At 65.9% G+C, this 17,257-nt stretch carries 15 protein-coding genes; 7 read left to right on the top strand and 8 right to left on the bottom strand.

Translation table 11 applies throughout. The annotated features are described in order from the left end of the window. Window positions 1-180 precede the first annotated feature (180 nt). Window positions 181-1,548 (bottom strand): adenylosuccinate lyase, encoded by a 1,368-nt coding sequence (purB, locus tag TEP_RS06810; protein ID WP_033831519.1) that lies wholly within the window; start codon window positions 1,546-1,548, stop codon window positions 181-183. 305 nt (window positions 1,549-1,853) lie between these two features. Between purB and TEP_RS06815 the strand changes: the two genes are divergently transcribed. Beyond that, on the top strand, window positions 1,854-3,293 hold the full coding sequence (locus tag TEP_RS06815; protein ID WP_132824722.1) for a class II fumarate hydratase: 1,440 nt from the start codon (window positions 1,854-1,856) through the stop codon (window positions 3,291-3,293). Window positions 3,294-3,374: 81 nt separating this feature from the next. On the opposite strand, the gene TEP_RS06820 is transcribed toward TEP_RS06815, so the two are convergent. From TEP_RS06820 to TEP_RS06845, 6 genes are all read right to left on the bottom strand, one after another. Continuing rightward, a complete protein-coding gene (locus TEP_RS06820; protein ID WP_093819044.1) occupies window positions 3,375-3,800 on the bottom strand; it encodes a hypothetical protein in 426 nt (141 codons plus the stop codon). Window positions 3,801-3,907: 107 nt separating this feature from the next. Beyond that, window positions 3,908-4,510, bottom strand: coding sequence for a hypothetical protein (locus TEP_RS06825; RefSeq protein WP_132824723.1), 603 nt, complete (start codon window positions 4,508-4,510; stop codon window positions 3,908-3,910). A gap of 30 nt (window positions 4,511-4,540) precedes the next feature. Further along, window positions 4,541-5,425, bottom strand: a complete 885-nt coding sequence (locus TEP_RS06830) for a DUF2807 domain-containing protein (RefSeq protein ID WP_132824724.1) — start codon at window positions 5,423-5,425, stop codon at window positions 4,541-4,543. Between the two features lie 23 nt (window positions 5,426-5,448). Beyond that, window positions 5,449-6,474 carry a hypothetical protein gene (locus TEP_RS06835; protein WP_132824725.1) on the bottom strand — a complete coding sequence of 342 codons (1,026 nt, stop codon included), beginning with the start codon at window positions 6,472-6,474 and terminating at the stop codon, window positions 5,449-5,451. After that, window positions 6,471-7,361 carry an ABC transporter ATP-binding protein gene (locus tag TEP_RS06840; protein WP_132824726.1) on the bottom strand — a complete coding sequence of 297 codons (891 nt, stop codon included), beginning with the start codon at window positions 7,359-7,361 and terminating at the stop codon, window positions 6,471-6,473. The genes TEP_RS06835 and TEP_RS06840 overlap by 4 nt, the downstream gene beginning before the upstream one ends. After that, a complete protein-coding gene (locus TEP_RS06845) occupies window positions 7,361-7,720 on the bottom strand; it encodes a GntR family transcriptional regulator (RefSeq protein WP_132824727.1) in 360 nt (119 codons plus the stop codon). The genes TEP_RS06840 and TEP_RS06845 overlap by 1 nt, the downstream gene beginning before the upstream one ends. Before the next feature lie 623 nt (window positions 7,721-8,343). Between TEP_RS06845 and TEP_RS06855 the strand changes: the two genes are divergently transcribed. From TEP_RS06855 to TEP_RS06880, 6 genes are all read left to right on the top strand, one after another. Beyond that, window positions 8,344-8,931, top strand: coding sequence for a glutathione peroxidase (locus TEP_RS06855; protein ID WP_132824729.1), 588 nt, complete (start codon window positions 8,344-8,346; stop codon window positions 8,929-8,931). 96 nt (window positions 8,932-9,027) lie between these two features. Next, window positions 9,028-10,005, top strand: coding sequence for an FKBP-type peptidyl-prolyl cis-trans isomerase (locus tag TEP_RS06860; RefSeq protein ID WP_132824730.1), 978 nt, complete (start codon window positions 9,028-9,030; stop codon window positions 10,003-10,005). A gap of 23 nt (window positions 10,006-10,028) precedes the next feature. Beyond that, a complete protein-coding gene (locus TEP_RS06865) occupies window positions 10,029-11,378 on the top strand; it encodes a UDP-glucose/GDP-mannose dehydrogenase family protein (protein ID WP_132824731.1) in 1,350 nt (449 codons plus the stop codon). Continuing rightward, window positions 11,371-11,610: a SlyX family protein gene (locus TEP_RS06870; protein ID WP_025876828.1), complete on the top strand. Its 240-nt coding sequence runs from the start codon at window positions 11,371-11,373 to the stop codon at window positions 11,608-11,610. The genes TEP_RS06865 and TEP_RS06870 overlap by 8 nt, the downstream gene beginning before the upstream one ends. 10 nt (window positions 11,611-11,620) lie before the next feature. Next, window positions 11,621-12,304 (top strand): DUF2058 family protein, encoded by a 684-nt coding sequence (locus tag TEP_RS06875; RefSeq protein ID WP_032976315.1) that lies wholly within the window; start codon window positions 11,621-11,623, stop codon window positions 12,302-12,304. Between the two features lie 51 nt (window positions 12,305-12,355). After that, on the top strand, window positions 12,356-14,428 hold the full coding sequence (locus TEP_RS06880) for an acyltransferase family protein (protein ID WP_132824732.1): 2,073 nt from the start codon (window positions 12,356-12,358) through the stop codon (window positions 14,426-14,428). 70 nt (window positions 14,429-14,498) lie between these two features. Here the strand turns inward: TEP_RS06880 and metH are convergent, their stop codons facing one another. Further along, window positions 14,499-17,195 carry a methionine synthase gene (gene metH / locus TEP_RS06885; protein ID WP_132826467.1) on the bottom strand — a complete coding sequence of 899 codons (2,697 nt, stop codon included), beginning with the start codon at window positions 17,193-17,195 and terminating at the stop codon, window positions 14,499-14,501. Between the last annotated feature and the right edge of the window lie 62 nt (window positions 17,196-17,257).

The following is a 17,257-nucleotide window of genomic DNA, read 5'->3' on the forward strand; positions in this document are numbered from 1 at the left end:
GCGCCATGGATGGCGCCATCGAGCCCCCAGGGACGGGTTTACGGCGTGTCCCGCGAACCCAACCCGCCCCGCCAAGCACGGCAAAAACCCAGAGCCGCTTTTGACGTTGCTGTTGCTGTTGCCGTGGCAGTACAAGCCTGCCGCAGGCAGCGCCCGCGGCCGCCGCCGCAAGGAAAACCCTTAAATCTTCTTCGCCAGCGACTCGGCCAGGCCGGTGTAGCTGCCCGGGGTCATCTCCAGCAGGCGCTGCTTGGCATCGGCCGGCAGCTCCAGCCCCTGCACGAAGGTGCGCATCGACTCGGCCGTGATGCCCTGGCCACGGGTGAGCGCCTTCAGCTGCTCGTACGGGTTCGGCAGCCCATGGCGGCGCATCACCGTCTGCACCGCCTCGGCCAGCACTTCCCACGCCGCATCCAGATCGGCGTCCAGGCGCTGCGGGTTCACTTCCAGCTTGCCCAGGCCCTTGGCCAGCGAATCCAGCGCCACCTGGCTGTGGCCGAACGCGGTGCCCAGCGCGCGCAGCACGGTGGAATCGGTCAGGTCACGCTGCCAGCGGCTGATCGGCAGCTTCGCGCTGAAATGCTCGAACAGCGCGTTGGCGATGCCGAAGTTGCCTTCGGCGTTCTCGAAATCGATCGGGTTGACCTTGTGCGGCATCGTCGACGAACCGACTTCGCCTTCCTTCAGGCGCTGCTTGAAATAGCCCAGCGAGACGTAGCCCCAGATGTCGCGGGCCAGGTCGATCAGGATGATGTTGGCGCGGCGGGCGGCATCACCGATCTCGGCGATGTTGTCGTGCGGCTCGATCTGGGTGGTGTACGGGTTGAACACCAGGCCCAGCCCGGTCACGAAGCGCTCGGCGAAGGCCGGCCAGTCCACATCCGGGTAGCTGGCGATGTGCGCATTGTAGTTGCCGACGGCGCCGTTGATCTTGCCGGTCAGTTCAACCGCGGCGATCTGCCGGCGCTGGCGCTCCAGGCGGGCGACCACGTTGGCCAGCTCCTTGCCCAGCGTGGTCGGCGAGGCGGTCTGGCCGTGGGTGCGCGACAGCATCGGCTGGCCGGCTTGGGCATGGGCCAGCGTGCGCAGTGCAGTGGCGATGCCGTCCAGGGTCGGCAGCAGCACCTCGCGACGGGCCTGTTCCAGCATCAGGCCGTAGCTGAGGTTGTTGATGTCTTCGCTGGTGCAGGCGAAATGCACGAACTCCAGCGCCGGCGCCAGTTCGGCATCGTCCTTCAGCTGTTCCTTGATGAAGTACTCCACCGCCTTGACGTCATGGTTGGTGGTGCGCTCGATCTCCTTCACGCGCGCCGCCTGGGCCGGGCTGAAGCCGTTGGCCAGTGCACGCAGGCGGACGATGGCAGCGTCGGAGAACGCGGCCAGCTCGACGATGCCCGGCTCGGCGGCCAGGGCCAGCAGCCACTCCACTTCGACCGTGACGCGGGCCTTGATCAGGCCGTACTCGGAGAAGATCGGGCGCAGGGCGTCGACCTTGCCGGCATAGCGGCCATCGAGCGGGGACAGGGCGAGCAGGGCGGATTCGGACATGTCGGCGGGGCTGGGACGAGCGGCGGGGCCGATATTCTACGACGCGTGGCCTTCGCATGCTCGGTAGCGCCGGGCCCTGCCCGGCGGATGGCGGCCGCGCTGGGCGCTCACCGGGCGCGGCCCGGCGCTACCCGTTCAACGCGCTGCCCGTTCAATCGGCCCTGCGGATGAAACGATCTGGCCCGTCCTCGCCATCCCACGCTGCGGACAAGGGAGTATCGTTGTCGCAGCCGCCAGCCCGGGAAGCGACACCCTGCCAGCCGCCGCTTTCCTTTCCCCAACTGAAGTAGTGCGGAGTTGATGCAATGAGCAAAGCTGCAAGCAAGAGTGCCCCCAAGGGATTCCGGATCGAGCACGACAGCATGGGCGAGCTGCAGGTGCCTGCCGACGCCCTGTGGGGCGCGCAGACCCAGCGCGCTGTACAGAATTTCCCGGTGTCGGGCCAGCGCATGCCGCGCGGCTTCATCCGTGCGCTGGGCCTGGTCAAGGGCGCTGCCGCCGGCGTCAATGCCGAGCTGGGCCATCTGCCGAAGACCGTGGCCAAGGCCATCCAGTCTGCCGCGGCTGAAGTGGCGGACGGCACGTGGGACGCGCAGTTCCCGATCGACATCTACCAGACCGGCTCGGGTACGTCCTCGAACATGAATGCCAACGAGGTCATCGCCACCTTGGCCAATCGCGCCGGCAAGGCCGGCAAGACCACGGTGCACCCGAACGATCACGTCAACCAGGGGCAGAGCTCCAACGACGTGATTCCAACGGCGCTGCGCGTGTCGGCCGTGCTGGCCACCCATGAGCAGCTGCTGCCGGCGCTGGTGCACCTGCGCAGGACGCTGGACAAGAAGGGCCGCAGCCTGCGCAAGGTGGTCAAGACCGGCCGCACCCATCTGATGGATGCGATGCCGCTGACCTTCGAACAGGAATTCGGTGCATGGTCGGCGCAGCTGGCCTCGGCCCAGGAGCGCATCGAAGACAGCCTCAAGCGCGTGCGCCGCCTGCCGCTGGGCGGTACCGCCATCGGCACCGGCATCAATGCCGACCCGCGCTTTGGTGCACAGGTTGCCAAGGCGCTGAAGCAGCAGACCGGCTTCAAGTTCGACAGCGCCGAGAACAAGTTCGAAGGCCTGGCCGCGCAGGACGACGCGGTGGAACTGTCGGGCCAGCTCAATGCGCTGGCGGTAGCCCTGATCAAGATCGCCAACGACCTGCGCTGGATGAACGCCGGCCCGCTGGCGGGCCTGGGCGAGATCGAACTGCCGGCACTGCAGCCGGGGTCCTCGATCATGCCGGGCAAGGTCAATCCGGTGATTCCTGAGGCGACGGTGATGGCCTGCGCGCAGGTGATCGGCCACCACACGGCGATCACCGTGGCCGGCCAGACCGGCAATTTCCAGCTCAACGTGACGTTGCCGCTGATCGCGGTGAACCTGCTTGATGGCATCGGCCTGCTGGCCAATGTGTCGACCCTGCTGGCCGACAGCGCCATTGCCGGCCTGAAGGTGCGCGAGGACCGTGTGGCCGAGGCGCTGGCGCGCAATCCGATCCTGGTGACCGCGCTGAACCCGATCATCGGTTACGAGAAGGCCGCAGCGATTGCCAAGCGCGCCTACAAGGAGCAGCGCCCGGTGCTGGACGTGGCGCTGGAAGACAGTGGCCTGGCCGAAGCCGAGCTGCGCCGCCTGCTGGATCCGGCCGCGTTGACGGCCGGTGGCATCCAGGCCGGTGGCGGTGGTGCCGGCGGCTGATCGAGCGGTGTGCGGGCCGAGGTCCGCAGCCACTACAGGCGAGAAAGAAGAACGCCGCCCGGGAGGGCGGCGTTGTTCGTTTCAGCGACGGTCGGCGACGATGTTGCCGAAGGTCTCGGTGTAATCCTTGAACTCGGGAATGGTCTGCACCAGGTCCGGCGGAATCACCTGCATGCCCTCCGGCGGCACGATCTTCACCGGCTGCATGTCGGGGTCGGCCGGTGCGGCCACCAGCGTGTTCTGACGCAGCACCTGCAGCTTGCCGAACATCGTCTGCAGCATCTGCTTCTGTTCGGCGTTGAGCGGGATCAGGATCTCATCGATCTTCATCTGCCCGTCGGGCAGGATGATGATGTTCGGTGCCGGCTGGCGGCGAACGGTCACGATGCTCTCGCTGACGGAAATCTTGGGTTTGCCACGCTCGGCGCGGTGGTTGCGGTAGTCCTGGTCACAGCCGACCAGGCCCAGGCAGAGCAGGGCGGCCAGCAGCAGAAACAGCTTTTTCATGGCGGTTCGATGAAGTGCATCCGGGGCTGCCATTGTAAGCCCGCCGGGGCGCAGCGGCCGGCAACGCAGGTGCGCGGCCGGCCGGGTGCGCTGATCTGTCACAGGGGTCAGCGGTTGACGACGGTGTCCTTGCCGCAGTCGTCCACATCGCTCTGGTCCATCGTGGCATAGGGCTTGAACGCCGGCAGCGAGGCAGCCAGGGCCTGCTGGCTGGCCAGCATGGCCGGCATGCGGTCGCAGATGCGCTTGGCCTGCGCTTCGATCTTGGCGGCCTCGGCGTTGATCCGTTTCTCGATGCCTTCGCTGTCACCGCTGAAGATGCCCTTCAGCGCTTCACCGGCAGCGTTGGCGCCGAGCTTGGCACCTGCCAGGCCGACATCCATGCCGTCCATCGCCACCGCCACCACGTGGCCGCGGTAATCAAGCAACTGGCGACGCTGGCCATCGTCCAGCGCCACCGGCTTGCCACCGATCAGCAGCTGTCCCTGCGGGGTGATCTCCGCGCGTGGCTGGTTGTCGGCCGAGATCTTGATGCCGCCTTCGGCAATTTCCCTGCGGGCGTCATCCATCGCCTCCTTGACGGTCTGGCCGACGCCGCCTGCGGTCTCGGCCACCGCTTTGCCGGTGGTCTTGTCGGGGCTGGACGTGTCGCCACAGGCGATCAGCGGCAGGCACAGCAGGGCAGCAGGCAGCAGGCGCAGCAGACTCATGGCATTCCCCTCGGATCGGATGGTTGGACGTTACTTGCCGCGCGGCAGGGTGATGGTGCCGGACACGTTGCGATGCTGGACATCGCCGCTGCCGCTGTGCTCGACGGTGAGGTTGCCGCGCACGCCGTCGACATCGATGTCGCCCGAGCCGTGGCTGCGCACGCGGACATTGCCGCCGACCTGCTCGATATCGACGTTGCCGGAGCCGACCACGCCGACCTCGACGTTGCCCTGCACCTGCTTGAAGCCGATGTCGCCCGAACCGACGGTATCCAGCCGCGCGTTGCCACGCACGTCGGACACCTTCAGGTCACCGGAACCGACCGTGCCGACGCTGGCATCACCGCCGATGTTGCGGGCGTTGACGTCGCCCGAACCCAGCGAGAGCAGGTTGAACGACGCGGCTCCATCGACGTCCAGGTCGCCCGAGCCCACTGCGGCATGCACGCTGCCACGGGTGCCGCGGGCGATGCCATCGCCGGAGCCCACGTCCATGCTCAACGACTGCGCGTTCTCGATGCTGCCATCGCCCGAGCCGATCTTGAACTGCAGCGGCAGGTTGTCCGGCACGCTGCCACGGATGTCCAGCCAGGCGTAGCTGTTACCCATCGACAGCGCGTCGCGGCTGTCGCGGCGCAGGCTCACCACCAGCTTGTCGCCCACGCGGCGCTGGTCCAGCACCAGCTGGTCCAGCCAGTCCTTGCTGGACGCGCACGCGCGGCCTTCGAGCTGGCCGCCCCCCGCGCTGGCGACCACCTTCAGGTCATGCTGGTTGATCTCGAACACCACCGCTTTGGCACCGGCCGCGTCGATCTTCAACGCGCGCGGCGCGGAGAACTTGCAGTTCGGTCCATCGGCGGCCAGCGCCGACAGCGGCAACAGCAACAGTGCAGTACAGGCAATCAAGGAACGCATGGATGGTGCCTCCAGGTTGGCGATCAGATTTCGCCAGCGCGCTTGCGCAGGCGGATGGCGATGAAGATGAAGGCCACGCCGAAGGCCGCGCCGATCCACAGGTCGGGCATCGCCAGCGACTTCAGCTGCTGGGCAGGGTTCATCAACGAAACGATCGAATCCAGGCTTTTGTGTTCGTTGCTGGCGCCCAGGCGGTACAGCAGGTCGACGCCTGGAACGGTGCCCAGCAGCAGGCGGCCGACGATGTGCTGCCAGAACCAGCCGGTGGTCAGGTCGAACAGGTGCATCAGCTTGGTGGTGCTGACGATGATGCCGGCGAACAGCGGCAGCATCACCGCCCACAGGAACGGCTTGCTCTTTGCCCAGGCCGAGCAGAGCAGCAGCCAGCCGGCGGTGGGCAGCGCCCACAAGGCGTAAACAGGGATGGCGGCGAGCAGGCCGGCGGCCAGGGTCAGCGGGCTGGCCGGCCCCCAGATCAGGGTGGTAGGACTGCCGCCATGGGTCAACGCGACCAGGCTGATGATCAGCAGGAACCCGTACATGGTGACGATGGCAGCCAGCGTCGCTACCAACGGGGCCACGATCAGTGCGCTCAGCGCCTTGGACAGCACGGTCTGGGTATCGGACAGCGGCAGCGACTTCCAGAACAGGATGCTGCGGTCGCGGCGATCATCGTACAGCGCACCCAGGCAGTAGAAGAACACCACGAAAGCCAGTACCAGGAAAGGCCAGGTCGAGCTGAGGATGAGAGTCAGGTCCAGGCCGTTGCCGAGGTCAGCCATGTCGTTGGCGCTGATCTGGCGGGTCAGCAGGCCAAGATCAAGGCCGTTGATGTTCACGTCCTCGCCATCAATGTGCAGGCCGCCGTCGCGGGCGGCACGGTGCAGGGCGAACAGGCCCAGGCCGATGCCGATGCCGCTCATCAGCAGCGAGACGATGCCGGCGATCACCGGGGCGTACAGGAAACCACCGCGGTTTTCCCAGTATTCGCGCTTGAGCAGCCAGCGCAGGGTGCCTGCGGGACTGACAGGATGGTTGACGGCATTCATGCGTAGGTCCCCTTCATGACAGCGACGAACAGATCGGCAAGGCCGGCGTTGCGGGTTTCACCCAGGCTGGCCAGCTGGCTGCGTGGCACCCCGTCGAACAGCAGGACGGTCTTGCCAAAGGCCTGGCTGCGCTCGTCGATGGGCTTCAGTGCGCGGGCGGTTTCAAGCTGGTCGGCACTGACCAGCAGTTCGGTATAGCGGTCGCCAACTTCGTCCATTTCCGCATTGAGGACGATGCGGCCGTCGCGGATGAACATCACGTCGGTGAGGATGTGCTCGATCTCTTCCACCTGGTGGGTGGTGACGATGATCGTCTTCTGCTCGTCGAAGTAGTCTTCCAGCAGGCGCTGGTAGAACTCCTTGCGGTACAGGATGTCCAGGCCGAGCGTGGGTTCGTCCAGCACCAGCACCTTGGCATCGATGGCCATCACCAGGGCCAGGTGCAGCTGCACGATCATGCCCTTGGACAGTTCGCGCACGCGCTGCTTCGGCTGCAGCTTGGTGTTGGCCAGGAAGCGTTCGCAACGGGCGCGATCGAAGCGGGGGTGCACGCCGGCGACGAAGTCGATCGCCTCACGCACCTTCAGCCAGCGCGGCAGCACGGCGACATCGGCGATGAAGCAGATGTCGTTCATCAGATCGTCGCGGTGCACGCGCGGGTCGCGGCCGAGCACGCTCAGCTCGCCTTCCACCGAGGTCAGGCCGAGCACCGCCTTCAGCGCGGTGGTCTTGCCGGCACCATTGGGGCCGATCAGGCCGATGATGCGGCCTGCCGGAATGGAGAAGCTGGCGTTGTCGAGCGCGAGCGTGTTCTTGTAGGCCTTGCGAAGGCTACGGGCGGTAATGACAGCGTCGCTTGGCACAGCGGTAGTGGGACTGGCATTCATCAGAATTTCCCCTGGGGCAACAATTCGTCGAGACTCAGGCCCAGTCGCTGGATGCGTTCCAGTACGGCCGGCCATTCATCGTTGAGGAAGCGTTCGCGCTCGCTGCTGCGCAGCTGCGTGGCCGCCTGTTCGGTCATGAACATGCCCAGCCCGCGGCGCTTCTCGACCAGGCCTTCATCGGCCAGCTCCTGGTAGGCGCGCGAAACGGTAATGGGGTTGAGCTGGTAATCGGCGGCCACCTGGCGCACCGAAGGGAGGGCATCGCCCGGCTTGAGGATTCCGTCAAGCATCATGGCGATCACGCGTTCCTTCAGCTGGCGGTAGATGGGAGCGCCGTCGCTCCACTGGATGTCGCTCATATTCAGCTCCGTGGGGTCAGCGGCTGTGCGAACGAGAAATACGGCATGGACAGGGAGCTGTGCAGCCGACGCGGGGGGGAGGGAGAGGGAGCGGCATTCCCTGCCGTGGGTGCTGCTGCGTCCTGCGTACTGTCTTCGGAGAGGGCGGGGGAGGAGGCGGCAGGCGGTGCCGGCATGGCCAGCCAGACCAGCACGAACACGGTTGATACCGCGGTGACCGCAGGGGCGGCAAGGCTGCGACGCATCCGGCTGTTCATGGTTCCCCCTGTCTCAGGTGACTGGTGTTGTATGCAACTATAACACCGGCACGCCTGTGTGCAAGTCCTGCCCACACCCAACTGATGGCAGGGGTAGTTATGGCGCCGTAATATTCGTTCAACCGTTTGATATGCATTGAAAAATGAAACTGCGGAAGCGCGTTTTCCGTCGGCCTTCCATTCAGTCATGTCCATGCTATGTCATCACCAGTGGGCTTGGACGCGCGGCCGGGTGCTTCCGCCATGCCGTGCAAAGCGCGAAAGCGCATGCGCTCCAGGGGCGTGCAGACCCCAGTGCTATAGTTCGGCCGATTCCCGGCCGGTCACGGCCGGACCCCTGGAATGGCTACCGCGGACCGTCTCCCAATGCCTTTGTCGACTGCCTCTTCGCGCCGCGTTCGCGGCCTGTCCCTGTTGACCCTGCTGGCCGCAGGCCTGGCCACGTCGGCCGCCGCGTCGGCCGCAGATCTGCTGGATCTGTCGTACCGGCCGCTGGCGGGCAAGCAGCAGGTCAACCTGCAGCAGCGTTACCACGGGCAGGTGCTGCTGGTGGTCAATACGGCAAGCAAGTGCGGCTATACCCCGCAGTACGAGGGTCTGGAAGCGCTGCAGAAGCAGTACGCCGGCAAGGGGTTTGCCGTGCTCGGCTTCCCGTCCAACGATTTCAAGGGGCAGGAGCCGGGTGATGAAAAGCAGATCCAGGATTTCTGCACGCTTACCTATGGTGTGAAGTTCCCGATGTTCGAAAAGGTGCACGTGACCGGCGCGCAGGCCACGCCGCTGTATCAGCGCTTGACTGCCGCCACCGGCGTGGCGCCGGCGTGGAATTTCCACAAGTATCTGGTCGGACGCGATGGCACGGTCATTGCCCAGTTCGCCAGCAAGGTCACCCCGGATGATCCGCAGCTGAAAGCGGCCATCGACAAGGCGCTGGCGGCACCGGCCGCACATTGAATGCCGGCACGGATGCCTCGACATCGACGGCATGCGTGCGACAATACGTGTTTTCGCGCCGACGTCGGCGTCCAGTCACTTCCAGGAATGCAGCGAATGAAAATGGGAATGCGCGGCGCCGCGGCGTCGGTTCTGATTCTGGCGATGGGCACCTCCGGTGTCGCCCTGTCGCAACAACCGGCCGCTCCCTCGGCCGCCAAGGAGACCGCACCCTTGAATTCCCCCAAGCAGAAGCTCGGCTACGCCATTGGTCTGGACGTGGCCAAGTCGTTCGCGCCGATCGCCGATGAAATCGATGCAGCCGCGCTGCGCACTGCCGTGGAGCGTTCCTTCGAAGGCCTGCAGCCGCAGATCACCCAGGAACAGGCCAAGGCGACCGATGCCGCCCTGCGCCAGGTGGTGATGGCCCGCAGCGGCCAGCAGGTGCCGGGCGTCGCGCCGGGCTCGCAGCCGGCGAAGGTCGATCGGGTCAAGGTCGCGCAGATGATCGGTGCTTATTCGGTGGGTCCGTCGCTGGCACAGCTGAAGGACGATATCGATACCGCCTCGCTGTTTGACGCGATCAACACTGGCCTGAGCAAGGGCCAGCCGAAGATGACCGAAGCCGATGCCACTGCCACCATCCAGTCGTTCATGGGTGCCAAGCAGGCCGAGATGCAGGCCAAGGCCGCACAGGCAGCGCAGACCAACCGTCAGGAAGGCAACGCATTCCTGGCCAAGAACAAGACCCAGCCGGGCGTGGTGACCACCCCGTCGGGCCTGCAGTACCAGGTGATCCGGCCGGGCAGTGGCGAGCGTCCGCTGCCCTCCAGCAAGGTGCGCGTGAACTACGAAGGCAAGCTGCTCAACGGCACGGTGTTCGACAGTTCCGCGGGCCGTGGCCCGGCCGAATTCGGCCTGGACCAGGTGATCAAGGGCTGGACCGAGGGCGTGGCCCTGATGCCGGTCGGCTCGAAGTACCGCTTCTGGATCCCGGGTGAACTGGCATACGGCGAGAACGGCACCCCGGGTGGTCCGATCGGTCCGAATGCCACCCTGACCTTCGACGTCGAGTTGCTGGGCGTTCTGCCGTAAGCCACCACGGAGTCAGCACGGATATGCGCGTTGCGATTTTTGGTACCGGCTACGTAGGTCTGGTGACCGGCACCTGCCTGGCCGACGTCGGCCACCAGGTGGTCTGCGTCGATATCGACCAGGCCAAGGTGGATGGCCTCAACCGGGGCATCATCCCGATCTACGAGCCCGGCCTGGAGCCGATGGTGAAGGCCAACCACGCCGCGTCGCGGTTGGTGTTCACCACCGACGCGGCGACCGCCATCGGCCACGGCCAGGTGGTGTTCATCGCCGTGGGCACGCCGCCGGACGAGGATGGCAGCGCCGACCTGCAGTACGTGCTGGCCGTGGCCCGCACCATCGGTCGGCACATGTCGGTGCCGACCGTGGTGGTCAACAAGTCGACGGTGCCGGTAGGCACCGCCGACAAAGTGCGTGCGGCCATTGCCGAGGAGCTGGCGGCGCGTGGGGCGGATATCGCCTTCGATGTGGTGTCCAACCCCGAATTCCTGAAGGAAGGCGACGCCGTTGCCGACTGCATGCGGCCTGACCGCATCATCATCGGTGCGACCAGCGCCGAGTCGGTCGCCGTGATGCGTCGTCTGTACGCACCGTTCAACCGCAACCACGATCGCGTAGTGGAGATGGACGTGCGTTCGGCCGAGCTGACCAAGTACGCCGCCAACGCGATGCTGGCAACCAAGATTTCGTTCATGAATGAAATCGCCAACATCGCCGAGCGCGTGGGCGCCGACGTCGAGCAGGTCCGCCAGGGCATCGGTTCGGATCCGCGTATCGGCTGGCACTTCATCTATCCGGGTGCCGGTTACGGCGGTTCGTGTTTCCCCAAGGATGTGCAGGCACTGGCGCGCACCGCGCAGCAGGCCGGCCTGGAGCCGAAGCTGCTGAATGCGGTGGAGGCGGTCAATGAATCGCAGAAGGGGCACCTGTTCGCCCTGATCCAGCGCCACTACGACAAGGGCGAAGACGAAGGCGTGCGCGGCAGGACGTTCGCCGTGTGGGGCCTGGCGTTCAAGCCGAACACCGATGACATGCGCGAGGCCTCCAGCCGCCGCCTGCTGGCCCAGTTGTGGGAAGGCGGTGCGACAGTGCGCGCCTACGATCCGGAGGCCATGCATGAATCGCAGCGGATCTTCGGCGAGCGCGATGACCTGGTGTTCTGTGACAGCGCCGACGATGCGCTGGAGGGCGCCGATGCACTGGTCGTGGTGACCGAGTGGAAGCAGTTCCGCAGCCCCGATTTCCAGATGCTGCGCGAGCGGCTGAAGGATGCGGTGGTGTTCGACGGCCGCAATCTGTACGAGCCGGCTGAAGTCGAGGCCGCCGGCCTCGCGTATTACGGCATTGGCCGGGGACGTTCGCTGCATGTCTGAAGTACCGACCGAACGCGAGCAGGCGCTGGAAGCGCGCCTGGTCGAGCTGGAGATGCGCGTGTCCTTCCAGGAACACGCGCTGGCCGAACTGAGCGATGCACTTGCAGACGCGCGCATGGAAGGCAGCCGCAATGCCGGCATCCTGCGCGTGCTGCTGGAAGACCTGGGCAAGGTCCGCAATGCATTGAATTCTTCTGATCCGGCGAGCGAACCGCCGCCGCCGCACTATTGATCCATACCCTATGAGCGATACCCTCCGCGACCAGCTGATGGGCCTGGGCTTCAAGCCCGCGCCCAAGCCCGAGCGCAAGAATGATGCCCCCCGCCGTGATGGCCGCCCGCAGGGCAAGGGTGGTGCTGGCAATGGAAAGCCGCAGCACGCTGGCAAGGGCGAACACAAACCCGGCGAGCGGCGGGCGCATGGCAATGGCGGCCCGGGCAAGCCTGGCCAGCAGCGTGGCCAGGGCCACGGGCAGGGGCCGCGCAAGCCGCGTACCGCCGAGGAAATGGATCTGGCCAAGGCTTACGCGATCCGTGCGCAGCGGGAGAAGGAAGAGCGCATCGAGACCGAGCGCCTGAAGCAGGAAGAAGCCCGCCAGCGCCGCGAGGCCAAGGTGAAGCTGGAAGAACTGTTGAAGGACAAGAGCCTGAATGCTGAAGCGGCCGATATCGCGCGCCACTTCCCGTACGGCGGCAAGATCAAGCGCATCTACGTCACCGCCGAGCAGCTCAAGGCACTCAATGCCGGTGAACTGGGCGTGGTCCAGCTCAACGGGCGCTACCTGCTGGTGACGGCTGAAGTCCTGGCCCAGTCTGAAGCGGTGTTCGCCGCTTCGGTGGCGTTGAAGGTCGACCCGAATGCACCGGCCGAGGACGATCCCTACGCCGACCCGCAATACCAGGTGCCCGACGACCTGGTCTGGTAAGCACAGGATGGCTGCGGCGGGCCCAGTGTCATCGCGGCCGCGAGGGAAGGGATGACCGTTGATCCAAGCCGCGGCTACGTGCCGCACATCGACGGCCTGCGTGCGATTGCCGTGCTGGCCGTCATCGTGTTCCACCTGGACCCGGCCTGGCTGCCGGGCGGGTTCACCGGCGTTGACGTGTTCTTCGTCATCTCCGGTTTCGTGGTCAGTGCCTCTGTACATCGGTTGCCGGCGCTTTCGCTGGGGCAGTCGATGCTGCGCTTCTATGCGCGCCGCATCCGCCGCATCGCACCGGCACTGCTGACCTGCCTGCTGGCGACTGCCGTGGCAAGCGTTCTGTTCATCCCCGAATCCTGGCTGAGCGAGGCCAGCGACAAGACCGGATTGATGGCCTTCTTCGGTTTCAGCAACTGGGTGCTGGCGGCCATCGGCAACGACTATTTCGCGCCCAGGGCCGAGTTCAATCCGTATACCCATACCTGGTCGCTGGGCGTCGAAGAGCAGTTCTACCTGTTGTTCCCGCTGCTGTTCCTGGCTTGGGCGCGCGGCCGGCACGGGCGCTGGATCAGCCTGGGCCTGTTCGCGCTGGTCAGCGTGGCGTCGCTCTCGCATGCCGCCGCGCTGGGCACGCGCGAGGCGCCGCCGCCGTGGGCGTTCTATGCCACCAGTACCCGTCTGTGGCAGCTGGGCGTGGGCGTGCTGCTTTTCCAACTGCTTCATGTGCGCGAGCCGTACATTGCGTTGACCGGGCTGCCCGCAAAACGCAGTGCGCCATTGTTCTCGCTGCTGGCCATGTTGTCGCTGGCGCTGCTGGGTTGGGCCCTGTGGTCCGCGCGCGCGGGGCACTCGCCGTGGCCCGACGGTCTGCTGCCGGCTTTCGCCACCGCCGGCCTGCTGTGGTCCCTCCATCATCACCCGCAGGCGTGGATCGGCCGTCTTCTGGCCAGTTCGCCGATGCGCCGCATCGGCCTGCTTTCCTATTCGCTGTACCTGTGGCATTGGCCGGTGTTCGTGCTGATGCGCTGGACCGTCGGCTTGCAGACGCCTGCGCAGATGGCTGCCGCCGTCGGACTGGTGGTGGTGTTGTCCTGGCTGTCCTGGCGCTGGGTGGAACGCCCCTTCCGTGGACCACTCGCGCAACACCTGACGTCCGCACGCTGGGTAGTCACCGGTGGGGTGGTGCTGCTGCTGGCAGGGGGCATGCAGATGCTGCTGTACGCGCAGGCGCCGCTGCTGTCGTTGAGTACGGTGAGTCGACATCCGGCCGATTGGTACCCCAATGGCAAGAGCGTGGCCCGCGACTACCCGGACTGCGAGCTGGACGTCGGCAAGCGCCGTTTCGAAGGAGGCAGTGCACGCACCTTCGCCCGCGGCCAATGCAGCCGTCCGGTGGTCGCAGGCGCGCCGGCGCAGGTATTCGTTGCCGGTGATTCACACGCCATGGCCTATATCGAACTGCTGCAGCGCCTGGCCCTGGATACCGGGACGCAGGTATCGCTGTATGGACGTGGCGGTTGCCCGCAGATCAGCCTGCAGAAGTGGCGAGGCGCCGGCGCTGGCTGTGCTGCGTTCGATGCGGCCGTGCTGGCCGACATCACGCAGCGGGCGCAGCCCGGTGATGTGGTGGTGCTGGTGTCATTGCGGATCCCGCGCCTGTCCGACCAGTTTGTATTGTTCGATGCGCAGGCGCAGCTGGCCGGTGAACTGACGCCGGAAGCCGCCGCCGGACGCGAGGCGGAAGTGGCTGAGTCGATCACGCAGTGGACGCCGTTGGCCGAGCGCGGTGTGCGGATCGTGCTGGAAGCACCCAAGCCAGTCCTGCCGGCGCCACCCTATCGCTGCTCGGACCGCTTCAATGCCCGCAACGAGGTCTGCCGCAACGGCATGGACAGCACCCGCGTGGCCATGGATACCCTGCGTGCCCCCATGCTGGGCAGCCTGCGGCAGGTGGTCGATGGCCTGCCCGGTGCGGTGCTGTGGGACCCATTGCCGGTGCTGTGCGATGCCGCCAAGTGCCCGGCGCAGCGGGAGGGCAGGCCGCTGTACTTCGATGGCGACCATCTCAGCGCATACGGCAATCGCGTGTTGTTGCCGTCGCTGCAGCAGGTGCTTCTGCAACCGTGAAACCGGGCATGACCCTGCCTTCCTGAGCAATCGCGGGCAGGGCTGGCACCGGGCCAACCCTGTCGGCGGATCATTCCGGATCGTAATCCAGGTTCGAGGCCAGCCAGCGTTCGGCCTGGGCACGGTCCACGCCCTTGCGGCGTGCGTAGTCGGTGACCTGCTCGCGACCGAGGCGGCCGACCACGAAATACTGGCTCTGCGGGTGGCTGAAGTAGTAGCCCGATACCGCTGCGGTCGGCAGCATCGCGAAGCTCTCGGTCAGTTGCATGCCGGCGTTGGTTTCCGCGCCCAGCAGGTCGAACAACCGGCGTTTTTCGCTGTGCTCGGGACAGGCGGGGTAACCGGGGGCGTAACCGGGGGCGGGGCGGATGCCGCGGTACTTTTCGTCGATCAGCGCTTCGTTGTCGAGCCTTTCGGCGTGGTCGTACCCCCAGAACCCGGTGCGTACGCGCTGGTGCAGGCGTTCGGCCAGTGCTTCGGCAAAGCGGTCGGCGAGCGCCTTCAGCAGGATTGCGTTGTAGTCGTCGTGGTCCGCCTCGAAACGGGCCACGTGCGCGTCGATACCGATGCCTGCGGTGACTGCGAAGGCGCCGATCCAGTCCTGCTTGCCGCTGTCGGCCGGGGCGATGAAATCGGCCAGGCAGAAATCCGGGCGTTCGGCGGGCTTGTCCACCTGTTGCCGCAGGAAGTGCAGGGTGGCCTCGCCATCGGGATGCTGCACGCGTACGTCGTCGCCGATGCTGTTGGCAGGCCACAGGCCGAACACGGCCCTGGCCTGCAGCCACTTCTCGCTGACGATGCGGTCCAGCATCGCGCACGCGTCCCGGTACAGCTCGCTGGCCTGGGTGCCGACGATCTCATCGGTGAGGATCGCCGGATATTTGCCGGCCAGCTCCCACGCCTGGAAGAACGGCGTCCAGTCGATGTAGGGCACCAGCTCGGCCAGCGGGTAGTCATCGAATACATGCAGGCCCGGCTGCTTCGGTGCGGGTGGCGTGTACGCTTGCCAGTCGCACTGGAACTTCTGGCCACGTGCATGTTCCAGCGAGACCAGGCGCTTGGCGTCACCGCGGTTGCGGTGGCGGGTGCGGATCTCGGCGTAGTCCGCCTCGTTGGCGGCGACGAACGCATCCCGCAGCTCGCGCGAGATCAGCGACTGCGCCACACCCACGGCGCGCGAGGCGTCCTTCACCCAGACCGTCGGGGCTTTGTAGTGCGGGTCGATCTTCAGCGCGGTGTGCGCACGCGAGGTGGTCGCGCCGCCGATCATCAGTGGCAGGTCAAAGCCCTGCCGCTGCATTTCACGGGCGACATGGCTCATTTCTTCCAGCGACGGTGTGATCAGGCCGGACAGGCCGATGATGTCGGCCTGGTGCTCGCGGGCGGCATCGAGGATCTTCTGCGCCGGCACCATCACGCCCAGGTCGATCACCTCGAAGTTGTTGCAGGCCAGGACCACGCCGACGATGTTCTTGCCGATGTCGTGCACATCGCCCTTCACTGTGGCCATGATGATCTTGCCATTGCTCTTGGCGGTGTCGCCGCTGCGGGCCTTTTCAGCTTCGATGTAAGGCAGCAGGTAGGCCACTGCCTTCTTCATCACCCGTGCCGATTTCACCACCTGCGGCAGGAACATCTTGCCGGCACCGAACAGGTCGCCGACCACGTTCATGCCGGCCATCAGCGGGCCCTCGATGACGTCCAGCGGGCGGCTGGAACGTTGCCGGGCTTCTTCGGTATCGGCGTCGATCCAGGCATCCAGGCCATGCACCAGCGCATGCGCCAACCGTGCGTCCACCGGCTTCTCGCGCCAGGCCAGGTCTTCGGTCTTCGCCGCGCCCTTGCTGCCCTTGTAGCGCTCGGCGATTTCAAGCAGGCGCTCGGTGGCATCACGGCGGCGGTTGAGGATCACGTCCTCCACCCGCTCGCGCAGTTCCGGCTCCAGCTCGTCGTAGATCGGCATGGCGCCGGCGTTGACGATGCCCATGTCCATGCCTGCGGCGATCGCGTGGTACAGGAACACCGAGTGGATCGCCTGGCGCACGGTTTCGTTGCCACGGAACGAGAACGAAACGTTGGAAACGCCGCCGGATACATGGCAGTGCGGCAGGGTCTGCTTGATGATGCGGGTGGCTTCGATGAAGTCGACCGCGTAGTTGTCATGCTCTTCAATGCCGGTGGCGACGGCGAAGATGTTCGGGTCGAAGATGATGTCCTGTGGCGGGAAGCCGATTTCCTCGACCAGCAGGCGATAGGCGCGGGTGCAGATTTCAACCTTGCGCGCGCAGGTGTCGGCCTGCCCGCTCTCATCGAAGGCCATCACCACTGCGGCCGCACCGTAGCGCAGTACCTTGCGCGCATGCTCGCGGAACACGACCTCGCCTTCTTTCAGCGAGATCGAATTGACCACGCTCTTGCCCTGCAGGCACTTCAGGCCAGCCTCGATCACGCTCCATTTGGAGGAATCGACCATTACCGGGATGCGGGCGATGTCCGGCTCGGACATGATCAGGTTGAGGTAGCGGGTCATCGCCGCTTCCGAATCGATCAGGCCCTCGTCCATGTTGACGTCGAGGATCTGTGCGCCGCTGGCCACCTGCTGCCGGGCCACGTCCACCGCTTCTTCGTAACGGCCTTCCTTGATCAGCTTGCGGAACTGCGCGCTGCCGGTGACGTTGGTGCGTTCGCCGACATTGACGAACAGCAGGTCCGGGGTGATGACCAGCGGTTCCAGGCCGGACAGGCGGGTAGGGCGGACAGGCGTCATGATCGGCGGCGATGCCATGCGTCCACACGTGGAAACCCTGTCACACGTGTCGGACTGCTACG

It is taken from the genome of Stenotrophomonas sp. TEPEL (assembly GCF_004348785.1).
GTDB classification, from domain to species: Bacteria; Pseudomonadota; Gammaproteobacteria; order Xanthomonadales; family Xanthomonadaceae; genus Stenotrophomonas; species Stenotrophomonas indicatrix.